This window comes from Streptomyces sp. McG3 (assembly GCF_018619185.1).
Classification (GTDB): Bacteria; Actinomycetota; Actinomycetes; order Streptomycetales; family Streptomycetaceae; genus Streptomyces.
Genome location: NZ_JAAXYC010000002.1, coordinates 85,247 through 96,561, shown reverse-complemented (window position 1 = coordinate 96,561; position 11,315 = coordinate 85,247). Strand labels below are relative to the sequence as shown.

Annotated in this window: 9 protein-coding genes; 6 read left to right on the top strand and 3 right to left on the bottom strand. The window is 72.0% G+C overall.

The genetic code is table 11. From position 1 onward, the window contains the following. On the bottom strand, positions 1-1,243 hold a 1,243-nt coding region (locus HET64_RS00770), incomplete at its 3' end, for an MFS transporter (protein WP_215101109.1). Between the two features lie 89 nt (positions 1,244-1,332). On the opposite strand from HET64_RS00770, the gene HET64_RS00765 reads away from it, so the two are divergent. The 3 genes from HET64_RS00765 to HET64_RS00755 all read left to right on the top strand — a co-directional run bounded on the left by HET64_RS00765 (position 1,333) and on the right by HET64_RS00755 (position 4,716). Beyond that, a complete protein-coding gene (locus HET64_RS00765; RefSeq protein WP_215101107.1) occupies positions 1,333-2,313 on the top strand; it encodes a winged helix-turn-helix domain-containing protein in 981 nt (326 codons plus the stop codon). A gap of 181 nt (positions 2,314-2,494) precedes the next feature. After that, entirely contained in the window at positions 2,495-3,703 is a 1,209-nt protein-coding gene (locus HET64_RS00760) for a triacylglycerol lipase (RefSeq protein ID WP_215101105.1), read from the top strand. Between the two features lie 134 nt (positions 3,704-3,837). Next, on the top strand, positions 3,838-4,716 hold the full coding sequence (locus HET64_RS00755; RefSeq protein WP_251144573.1) for an aminoglycoside phosphotransferase family protein: 879 nt from the start codon (positions 3,838-3,840) through the stop codon (positions 4,714-4,716). Between the two features lie 37 nt (positions 4,717-4,753). On the opposite strand, the gene HET64_RS00750 is transcribed toward HET64_RS00755, so the two are convergent. Further along, positions 4,754-5,263, bottom strand: a complete 510-nt coding sequence (locus HET64_RS00750) for a GbsR/MarR family transcriptional regulator (protein ID WP_215101101.1) — start codon at positions 5,261-5,263, stop codon at positions 4,754-4,756. A gap of 123 nt (positions 5,264-5,386) precedes the next feature. Here HET64_RS00750 and HET64_RS00745 point away from each other — a divergent pair, with 123 nt between their 5' ends. Together HET64_RS00745 and HET64_RS00740 are read left to right on the top strand one after the other, a co-directional pair. Continuing rightward, positions 5,387-6,382, top strand: a complete 996-nt coding sequence (locus tag HET64_RS00745; protein ID WP_215101099.1) for an ABC transporter ATP-binding protein — start codon at positions 5,387-5,389, stop codon at positions 6,380-6,382. Further along, entirely contained in the window at positions 6,379-8,037 is a 1,659-nt protein-coding gene (locus HET64_RS00740) for an ABC transporter permease (protein WP_215101097.1), read from the top strand. The genes HET64_RS00745 and HET64_RS00740 overlap by 4 nt, the downstream gene beginning before the upstream one ends. A 28-nt stretch (positions 8,038-8,065) precedes the next feature. On the opposite strand, the gene HET64_RS00735 is transcribed toward HET64_RS00740, so the two are convergent. After that, positions 8,066-9,505, bottom strand: coding sequence for a hypothetical protein (locus HET64_RS00735; RefSeq protein ID WP_215101095.1), 1,440 nt, complete (start codon positions 9,503-9,505; stop codon positions 8,066-8,068). 176 nt (positions 9,506-9,681) lie between these two features. On the opposite strand from HET64_RS00735, the gene HET64_RS00730 reads away from it, so the two are divergent. Further along, on the top strand, positions 9,682-10,953 hold the full coding sequence (locus HET64_RS00730; RefSeq protein WP_215101093.1) for a molybdopterin-dependent oxidoreductase: 1,272 nt from the start codon (positions 9,682-9,684) through the stop codon (positions 10,951-10,953). Positions 10,954-11,315 lie beyond the last annotated feature (362 nt).

The window sequence follows — 11,315 nt, the reverse complement described above, 5'->3', positions numbered from 1 at the left end:
CCGGAGGGGCGGGCGGGTACCAGGTGAGAATCCACCCGGCGGTGAGTGCCACCGCGCCGCCTGCCAGGGCGATTGCGCCGCCTGTTCCCATGCCTGCTGCCACCGCGCCCAAGCAGACCGGTCCGACGCCCTGCAGCGTCATGCTGCCGGAGCCGAGCAAGCCGAAGGCCTGACCTCGGCCGTCCTGCGGCAGGGCGTCCAGGAACGGGCGTTGCAGGCCGAGGCCGTAGGCGTATCCGAGGCCGCTGACCAGCAGCAGACAGGAGGAGACGCCCACCCCGGGCTCGGCGGCGAAGCCGATCAGAGGCAGTCCCGCCAGCGCGGCCAACGGGACCACCAGTCGCTCCCGGGTACGTGGCCGTAGCATTCGGCCCACCAGCAGGTCGCCGACGAGCATGCCAACCGGCAGACAGCCCATCAGCACCGCGTACCAGCCGGGCGCGAATCGGCGTTCTCCCGCGTAGGCGACGATGAGGCCTTCCGCGCCCGCTACGAGCGCGACGGGTAGCCACTGGGCCAGCATCAGTCGTCGCACCGTGCGTCCGCGCAGCAGCAGGCCCGCACCGTGCAGGCTCGCACGGACGGGCCCGCTGTCGCCCCCGGGGCCGCCGGGTGTGCCGCCGAACCGCCCCGGCCGCAGCCGGGGGAGCCGGATGCGGACAGCAAGCGCGCAGCCGAGGTAAAGGACGGCACCGACCGCGAGCGCCCGGCGTGGGCCGAGTGCCGCGACGGCCGCACCTCCCAGCGCCAGACCGAACAACTGCGCGCCGGCGCCGGCGATGTTGTTCAGGGAACGGCCCAGTACATAGGCGTCACCCTCCAGCGACTGAGCGACCAGCCGGCTCGACGCGCCGTGAAACACCGGTGTGGCGAGAGAGACCAGTGCCACGACACCGAGGCTCGCCGCGACCGGCATCCGCACCAGGGCGAGCAGCAGGGCGGTGGCGCACGTCAAGGCGTAGCCGCCGGTGATGAGCGCGCGGGGCGGCAGCCGGTCGGCCAGTGAGCCCAGCAACAGCGAACCGAACAGCTGCGGGATGAAGCCGATGCCGAAGGCCACTGCGCTGAGCAGCGCGGAGCCGGTGGAGGAGAAGACCAGAACCGAGAACGTGGTGATCCGCAGCGCGTCCGCCGTGATCGCGACGGCGCGGGTCGCGAAGAGCAGTCGGAACCGCGGCTCGGCCAGCACCTCCCGGTAGGTGGCACGGTGGTTGCCCTGCGCGGGCTCGGCGGTCGAAGTCATGACGCCCAGCCTCATGGTGCGCCCACGCCACCCACCAATGATTCGTCGCTGGACGAATCGGAACAATGTTCCGCCGGTAGCATGGCAGGGTGCTGCGCTTCGAAGTCTCCGTCGACGACCTACTGCGCAGCCGCTTCGCACTGTCGCCCGCGATGGACCTCTGCTTCCTGCTGGGCTCGCTCGCCGGCCGGGACAGGCCGCTGCCGCGAGCCTGGGCCACCCGGCTCCTGCCGGCCTTTGAACGGCTTCGCCATGAGAGCGAACTGAACGCCGTCCTCGCCCTGTACACCCCGCAAGGCGGACCGGACTTCGTCGCTCCGCCCCCGCGCGGCCTCAACCAGACCTGGGCGGACGACCTGGCCATGATCCGGGCCACGCCGCTGGAAGCTGCCCGCCACGAATTCGCGACCACCGCGACCGGCCGATCCGCCCGTGATCCCCGCGTACGCGCGGTGCTGGACGCGACGGACGCCGTCTCCCGGATCGCCGAGGCGATGAACCGGGCGTGGCACGAACTGCTCGCCCCGGACTGGCCGCAACTGCGCGCGATCTGTGAGCGCGACGTCGTACACCGGGTGGGGGTGATCGGCGAACACGGATGGGCCACGGCCGTCGAGAGCCTGCACCCGAGCATCACCTGGCAAGCCGGCGGCATCGAGATCGGCCACTTCCCCGACGTCGGAACGGTCCGCCTCGCCGGCGACGGGCTCCTGCTGATCCCTTCGGTCTTCGTCAGGAATATCGCCGCCCACACGGAAGACCCCTGGCCCCGGACCTTGATCTATCCCGCCCGAGGCACCGCCGCCCTGTGGGGCGAACAGGAGACCGTCCCCCGGCCGGACGCCCTGACCGCCCTGGTCGGCCGGGCCCGGGCCCGGCTGCTGTTGGCGCTGGACGCCCCGGCCAGTACGAGCCACCTCGCCCGAAGCCTCGCCATGGCACCCGGCGCGGTAGGAGACCACCTCGCCATCCTGATGCGCGCGGGGCTGCTCGTCCGCGCCCGGTCCGGACGGTCGGTGCTCTACCGGCGTACCCCGCTCGGCGAGGCGCTGGTCGCAGGTTCGGGCTGAGGCTCGGACCAGCACTTCTTCGTCGAGGCGCCGGGAGGGCACGAGCATCTGCCGGACGCACTGAACGCGTTTTCCGCTCATGATCATCAGATGTGGTGAACTCCCCGGCTCCCAGGGGTGATACGCCCATATCGCCCACCATGATGAGGTCGTCCCGCCCACCTCCCCCAGGAGTACGACGATGTCAGAGACGTCCGAGCCCAATGTCGGTGCCTTCACCCTCGGCGGCCCGCTCACCGTTGAACCGGCCGGGCCCATCGAGGTACCGGCGCACGAGGAATGGCCCCTGCCGAACGGCTTCGCGTGGGTCTTTCCCGGCGAGGGCAACCGGGGCGGCCTCGTCCGGCCCGTGATCATGGCCGACGGCTTCAACCTCGGCCGGAGCAAGCTCGACGTGCTCTACCACGGGCTGGAGAGCGGCAGCTTCCCGTTCATCAGCGAGCTCCGCCGGCGCGGCAGGGACGTCATCCTCCTCGGATTCGAGGAGCGCAGCGCGTCGATCCTGGACAACGCGGAGGCGGCGGTGGCCGCCATCCTGCGGGCGACAGCCGAGCAGCTGGGCGACGCCCGCCTGGTCGTCGGCGGCTTCAGCATGGGAGGCATCGTCACCCGCTACGCACTCGCCAGACTGGAGACGCAGCGGATGGACCACCGGACCGCGCTGTACTTCTCCTACGACAGCCCGCACCGCGGCGCTTCCATCCCCGTCGGTGTGCAGGCGTTCTCCCACTTCATCCCGTTCCCGAACGACTTCGCGAAGCAGATGAACAGCCCGGCCGCGCGCCAGATGCTGTGGCAGCACTACGACAAGGACACCGAGAAGACCACGGTCGCCCCGGAGCGCACGGAGTTCCTGGCCGCCCTGGACCGGGTCGGCAACTGGCCGCAGATCCCGATGAAGATCGCCGTGGCCAACGGCCGTGGCGACGGCATCGGTCTGCCGGACGTGCGGCCCGGCGAGGTCGCGCTGCGGATCGACCGGATCTACCCCGGCACCACCTTCTACACCCAGGCGCAGGGCGACGATGTGACGGCCGGGTATCTGAACCGCAGGTTCCCCAAGGCCGAGAGGACCATCGCGACCAACGGCTTCCCGGAGCTGGACGGCGCCCCGGGCGGGACCCTGCACACGTACAAGATCCTCTCCGGGGCCATGGAGAAGCTCGGCGGCAAGATCGACCTGCGCCACGAGGACGTCTGTTTCGTCCCCACGGTCAGCGCGGTCGCGATCCGCGACATCGAGAAGCAGGACGACCTGTACGCGAACGTCGGTGACCTGGACCCGCAGGAGAGCGAACTCGACGATTTCCTCTGCTCGTCCACGACCACCGCGCACACGGGCATCACCGAGGAGCTGGGTACCTGGATCATGGACCGGCTCCCGGACTGATCCTCGTCCCGCCTCCGGCGGGGCTGCCGTCCGCTCACGGCTGGCGGGCGGCAGCCTTCGGCCGTGCCCACGGCCCGGCCCGGCGGCACGGACGCCGTAGCCCCTGCCCGTACCGCGCGGTCATCATGGGACCCATGACTTCTCCGCCGCAACGCTGGGCGCGGGCCGAGCGCCTCGATGCCGCCAGGACGCTCGACGCCCTTCAGGAGCGGACGGGTGTCCGTCTGACTCTCGACGGCCCCTGCCCGGGCGGTCAGGTCGGCACCGCCTATGTGCGCCGGCCGGACCATCGCCGTTCGGTGCTCAAGTGGCGACCGCACAGCCGAGTGGCGGACCTGGAGGCAGGGCCGCTCACCGTCAGCCGGGTGCTGCGGCACGCAGGCTGCCCGGCCCCGGCCACCGAACTGGTGGCCCAGGTCGGCCACGCGGTCGTCATGGTCCTGGAGCTCCTGCCCGGTGCGAAGATCGACCACCTCGACCACGATTCGCTGGTCCAGGCGCTCGAACTCAACCGGTTGCAGGCGGGCCGGCTCGCCGACCACCCCGGCGTCCCCGCAACGGAGCTGTTCCTGCGCCGGGACGGGCCGGGCTACTGCCTGCACGAACCCCTGCGCCGGCATGGACGCCGCAGCGCCGCGCTGGAACACCGGGTCGCCACGATCGGCGCGGACCACCCCGACCGGCTGGCGGGCGACGATGCCGTGCACATGGACTTCCACCCCGGGAACCTCCTGGCGGCCGACGGCTCGATCACCGGCGTCGTCGACTGGGACGGGGCCGCCCGCGGTGACCACCGCTTCGATCTGGTCACCCTGCGCTTCGGCATCCACGGCGGGGGAGCGGGCCCGGGGGTGACGCGACACCTGGACGCCGTTCTCGACGCGGTCCCCGAGGACGTCCTGCGGCCCGCGTGGGCCCACATGAGCCTCCGCATGGTCGACTGGGCCATCAGGCACTTCGCCCCGTCCGACGTGGAGCACTGGCTCGACCTCGCCGAACAGCGGTTGATCTGAAGGGCGTTGAGGAAGCGTCCTGCCGGGCGCCGCGTTCTCAGCCGCCGAGGTGTTCGGCCCGGTGCGCGGCCCAACGCTGCATCAGCGACCCGAGCTCCTTCTCCAGGAACCGGAAGAACTCCAGGGTGTCGTTGATCCGGCGTCCCTGCGGGGTGTCGAGGCCGAACCGGTCCACGCCCTCCTGCATCGTGGCCTGCCAGTTCTTCATCATGGTGTCCCGCTCCAGCAGTGCGGTGTACCACTGGTCGCCCTGCACGCGATAGCGCTCACGCCGGGACCCCGGCTCCCGCTCACGGCTGACCATGTTGACCTGGGCGAGATAGCGGACGGCTCCCGACACGGCCGCCGGGCTGATCTTCAGCAGCTCGCCCAGTTCGGCGGAGGTGAGTGCTCCGCGCTCCGACGAGAGCAGGGCGGCGAAGACCCTGGCCGGCATGCGTGACATGCCCGCCTGGACCAGTTGGGCGGCGAAGCGCTCCACGAAGAGGGAGAGGGCCGCCTCGTCGTCGCCGCCGTCCACGCGGCTCTCTGCCCGCCGCTCATCCATGCTCCGACCCCGGTCCCTGTGGTTCCTGACACGCGTTTTTGCCCGCATCCTCGGCCAGTCTATCGAGCGATTCATATGGTTTCTTAACTTCACACACTTCTGAAAGAAGCGTACTTTCGAAATATGAAGAAGGCCATCACCGTCGCCGGACTGCACAAGTCGTTCGGCCGGACGCACGCCCTCACCGGCCTCGACCTCGCCGTCGAAGCAGGTGAGGTCCACGGCTTCCTCGGACCCAACGGGGCCGGCAAGTCCACGACGATCCGCATCCTGCTGGGGCTGCTGCGCGCCGACTCCGGCGGTGCCCGACTCCTCGGCAAGGACCCGTGGAAGGACGCGGTCGAGCTGCACCGGCGGCTCGCCTACGTCCCCGGGGACGTGGAGCTGTGGCCGGGCCTCACCGGAGGAGAGGCCATCGACCTGCTGGCGAAGCTGCGCGGCGGCCTCGACCGGCGAAGGCGCGACGAACTCATCGAACGGTTCGACCTCGATCCGGTCAAGAAGGGCCGCGCCTACTCCAAGGGCAACCGGCAGAAGGTCGCCATCGTCGCCGCGCTCGCCTCCGACGCCGAACTGCTCCTCCTCGACGAGCCCACGGCGGGCCTCGACCCCCTGATGGAGGTCGTCTTCCAGGACGTCATCCTCCAGGCGAAGGCGGCGGGGAAGACCGTGCTGCTCTCCAGCCACATCCTGGCCCAGGTGGAGAAGCTCTGCGACCGCGTCAGCATCGTCCGCCGGGGCCGCACCGTGCAGTCGGGCACGCTCGGCGAGATGCGCCACCTCACGCGCACGACCGTCGAGGCCGAGACGGAGCGCCCGGCCACCGGACTCGACGCCGTGCCCGGGGTGCACGGACTGAAGGCGATGGACCGGAGAGTGAACTTCGCCGTGGACGGAGCACACCTCGACGCCGCGATCCACAGGCTCGGCGAGTTCGGCATCCGGAGCCTGACCAGCCATCCGCCGACGCTCGAAGAGCTGATGCTGCGCCACTACGGCGACGAGCTCGCGTCCAACGGACGTACGGGGAACGGCGACCCCGCGCCCTCCGGCGCGCCGACGTACTCCGACGGGACACCCTCCACCTCCACCGGCGGGAAGGGCGGCGTTCCCCGATGACCAGCACCGCCACGCCGCTCGACGCCTCCGGAAGGTCCGCGCCCACCGGGGCCTCCGTCGCCTTCACCGGTACCGGGACCCTGGTCCGGTTCGGACTGCGCCGGGACCGCGTCCGCATGTCCGTATGGCTGCTCGCCCTCACCCTGGGCACGCTGGCCACGGCGTCCGAGTACAAGGCGCTCTACTCCACTCCCGAGGAACGCGCCACCGCCGTCGGCTCCATGGACAGCCCGGCCGCGCTCGCCATGACCGGCCCTCGTCACTACCTCTCCGACTACACCGCCGGGGCGATGCTCGGTCACCAACTGATCGGCTTCATGGCCGTCCTGGTGGGTCTGATGAGCATCCTGATCGTCACCCGACACACCCGCGACGAGGAGGAGACCGGCCGCGCCGAACTGGTCCGCTCCACCGTCGTCGGGCACCACGCCCACCTCGCCTCCGCACTGGCACTCGCCGCCGTGGCCAACCTCGCGCTCGCCCTGCTGCTGGCCCTGGGCCTCACCGCGATGGGCATCGACGGAATCGGCCCCGGCGGGGCGCTGCTGTACGGCCTCACCCATGCCGCGATCGGGCTCGTCTTCGCCGGGATCGCCGCGGTCACCGCACAGATCACGCCACATACCCGGGGAGCCTCGGGCATGGCGCTCGCGGCGATCGGCGCCGCCTATGTGCTGCGGGCCTCCGGCGACGTGGGCAACGACGCCCTGTCCTGGTTGAGCCCGATCGGCTGGATCCAGCGCACCTACGTCTTCGTCGACGACCGGTGGTGGCCGTTGGCGCTCTGCCTGGCCCTCGCCGCGCTGACCGCGGCGTACGGATTCGTCCTGAGCACCCGACGCGATGTCGGCGCGGGCCTGCGCGCCGCGCGGCTCGGCCGGCGTACGGCGTCCGACGCCCTCACCCGGCCCTTCGGCTTCGCCCTGCGGCTGCACCGGGCGACCCTGCTCGGCTTCGGCGCCGGGCTGTGCCTGATGGGCGTCATGTACGGCTCGATCCTCGGCGAGGCAGCCGACATGGTGAAGGACGTCGAACAGGTCCAGGAGGCGCTGGCGAAGATCGGTGGCAGCACCGTGGCCGAGTCGTTCGCGTCCATGGTGATGGTGGTCGTCGCGGTGGTCGCCGCCGTGTACGTGGTGATGGCCGCGCTGCGACCGCGCGCCGAGGAGAGCGCAGGCCGCGCCGAACCGCTGCTGGCCACCGGCCTCTCCCGGAACCGCTGGCTCGGAAGCCATGTCGCCGTCGCACTGGCCGGCGGCACCGCGCTGCTGGTCCTCGCCGGGCTGGGCTTCGGCCTCTCGGGCGCGGCGTCGGCGGGGGACGGGGGCCTGGTCCTCGACCTGGTCGGAGCGGCCGCCGCGTACGCCCCCGCCCTGTGGGTGACCGTCGGCGTGGCCGTCCTGCTCTTCGGCTGGTTCCCACATGCGGGAGCGGTGGCGTGGATCGTGCCCGTGTACGCGTTCGTCGTCGGGTACCTGGGGCCGGTCCTCCAGCTCCCGGGCTGGATGGAGAACCTGTCGCCCTTCGGCCATGTGCCGCGACTCCCGGCCGCCGGGATGAACTGGACCCCGCTGCTCGCCCTGACCGCTGTCGCCGCCGGACTGATCCTGCTGGGGCTGACGGGCTTCCGCCGCCGGGACCTGGAGACCAAGTGAAGGACGTAGAGGTCCCACTGGTGTGCCATCACCACCCGGTCCACAGAAGGTGGTTGATCAGCAGGGCCGGAATGGCCGAGGCGGCCAGCCACCACCGCACACCCCGACGGGGGAGCAGCGCCGTCGCCGGCAGCAGCCACAGCAGGAACGGCTGCCAGATGCGCTCGGTCTCCGCCTTGCTCATGCCGGAGAGGTCCGCGGCGAGCAGCGCCGCCAGCGCCGCCAGGACGAGCAGCGCCAGCCTCGCTTCCGGGGAGGCCGCCGCGGAGCCGCCCCGCAGTGCCCGTACCGCGCCGGGCACGGCCACCGCGCTCCGGCGCAGCCCGGCGACGGCGGCGAGCCCGCCCGCGAGGGTCGCGCAGGCCAGATTGGCCCAGACCCAGTAGCCGTACGGGCGGACGCCGCCCGCGCCCTGGTAGTAGCGCTCGACCAACAGGTGGTAGGCCGTCCACCAGTTGAACCCGGCGAGCGTGAAGGCCACCGGGACCACGAGGGCGCCGAGCAGGAACAACGGCACCGGTCGTGCGGTCCGGACGAGCACCAGCACCGCCAGCAGCACGGCCGCCATCAGCCCCAGCCCGTAACTGAGGTAGCAGGTCCACCCGAACAGCAGACCCCCGCCGGCCGCCGCCGCGGCCGGGAAGCGGACCCGGCGGGTGGCGGCCAGCGCGAGCAGCGCCACCGACCAGGCGGCCACGGCCGTGAAGTAGCCGTCGGCGGAGACGCCCGCCCAGACGGCGGCCGGGGCGAGGACGAGGAAGGGCGCGGCGCGCCTGGCCAGGCGCTCGTCGGCCAGCAGGCGCAGGGTGGTCAGGGCGGCCAGCACCCCCGAACCGCCCACCACGACGCAGAAGACGGCCGCCCAGGCGCCGCCACCGAGACCGATGCGGTCCAGCCACACGAAGGTCAGCGTCGCGCCCGGCGGATGCCCGGCGATATGCGCGGGCCAGTTGCCGGGCTCGCCGATCACGATGTGGTTCGTGAAGTCGCGCAGGGTGGCGGGAATGTCCTCGAAGCGGTCGATGACCCGCAGGTACTCGTGCTTCGTGGTGAGCCGCTTCGCGACACCCCGGTACCAGCCGTCGATCAGCGCCATCGAGAAGACCCAGGCCATCGACCCGGCCCAGGCCGCGGCCAGCAGCCCACGCCAGGGCAGCCGGGCGGCGAGCGCCGGGCCGTGAGCGACCACCAGCACCGCCATGATCAGAGCGGCCGGGGTGCCCGGACCCAGGTGCGGGTCCCAGGAAGCCAGCAGCGGCGGCCACTGGGCGCGCAGACTCCCGTCCCGGTTCTGGATGACATGGCCGAGAACCACCGCGGCCGTGACCAGCAGCACGCCCGCGGCGGCGGCGACCAGGTCGGCCCGCCCCGCGCGCCGGGTGCGGTCGGGGTCGTGGTCCGGTGGTGCGGGCGGGCCGTGCCCCGTGCCGCCTGCGGTGTCCGTGGGGGTGGCGTCCTCGGTCTTCACGCTGGCACGCTATGCACACCGGGCCGCGATCGGGCGGTACGACAGGGCCGCGTCATCGAACCGTCAGATTCGCTCGTCCGGCGGCGATGCCCGTTCCCCCGTACGGCCGCGATGTCAGAGTTTCGTCAGGAGTCGCTTCCGCCCGTCGGCGCTGTTCCCCGCCTAGCGTCGGCCTCATGCCCGAACGCCGCCGCATCCGCTCCCTCCCCGACTCCCTCCGTGCCCTGCGCACCCCCGCCGACCCGGCATTCTGGCGCAGCCCCGTGCGCGGAGCGCGCTTCACCGCCGTGCTCGGCGTCATCCTGCTCGCCGGACTCACCCTGCTGTTCGTCACCGGTCTGCTCTCGTACGCGGCCTACAACCCCGACCTGAACCGGGTCAACGACAAGACCCCGGGCAAGGGGTGGCTCGGCTTCTACCTGTTCTCCTGGCCGACCGGCCCGCACTGGCTCTACCGGCTGACCCAGGGCCTGCACGTCACCGTCGGCATCGTTCTCGTGCCCGTCCTGCTCGCCAAGCTCTGGTCGGTGGTCCCCCGGCTCTTCGCGCTGCCGCCCGCCCGTTCCGTGGGCCACGCCCTGGAACGGATCTCGCTGCTGCTGCTCGTGGGCGGGGCACTGTTCCAGTTCATCACCGGGCTGCTCAACATCCAGCTGGACTACCTCTTCCCCGGGTCCTTCTACACCCTGCACTTCTACGGGGCCTGGGTCTTCCTCGCCGGGTTCGTCGCCCATGTGGCCCTCAAGACGCCACAGGCCGTACGGGTGTTGCGCAACGGTATCCCGCGCGGCGAACCGGACACCCTCGCCGCCCCCGACCCGCTGCCCGCCACCCTGTCCCGGCGCGGCGCGCTGGCCCTCGTGGGGGCCGGTTCGCTGCTGCTGCTGATCACCTCGGCCGGTCGCAGCTTCGACGGGCCGCTGCGCCGCATCGCGCTCCTCACCCCGCGCGGCGGCACCGACCCGGGGCCCGGCCCGAACGCCTTCCAGATCAACAAGACCGCCGCCGCCGTACGGATCAGGCCCGCCGACACCGACGAGCGCTGGCGGCTGACGGTACGGGGACCGGCCGGGGAGTTCCGCTTCTCCCGGGCCGAGCTGCTGGCCATGGAACAGCACGGCGCCGCGCTCCCGATCGCCTGCGTGGAGGGCTGGTCGACCTCGGACCAGCGGTGGCGCGGGGTGCGGCTCTCCGACCTGGCGGCGCTCGCCGGATACCCGGACCGGCCGCCGGGCGTGTTCGTCGAGTCGCTCCAGCGCAGTGGCTCGTTCCGCAAGGCGGCGCTGCGCGACAACCAGGTCCGCGACGGCCGTTCGCTGCTGGCACTGGAGGTGAACGGCGCGCCGCTGTCGGCGGACCACGGCTACCCGGCCAGGATCATCGTCCCCGCCGCGCCCGGGGTGCTGAACACCAAGTGGGTCGAGACCCTGACGTTCGGAGAGCTGTGATGTCCACCCGAGCCCTGCCGCCCGCGTCCCCCGCCCCCCGCCGCTCGCGCTTCTCGCCGCGCCGCCTGTACGGCGAGGGCCCGCTCCACCTGCTGCTGCTCGCCGCCACGTTCTGCCTCGCCGGTTACGCGGGCGTACGGCTGCTGGACGGGGACACCGTCGGCGTGCTGCTCTGGTTCGCCGGGTCGGCCGTCCTGCACGACCTGGTGCTGCTGCCGGTGTACGCGGGGGCCGACCGGGCGCTGCGCGCCGCGCTCGGCCCCCGGCCGGCCCTGGTGAACTTCGTCCGGGTGCCGGCGTTCCTCTCCGGACTGCTCCTGCTGATCTGGTTCCCGCTGATCGCCCGGCGCACCGAACGGCGG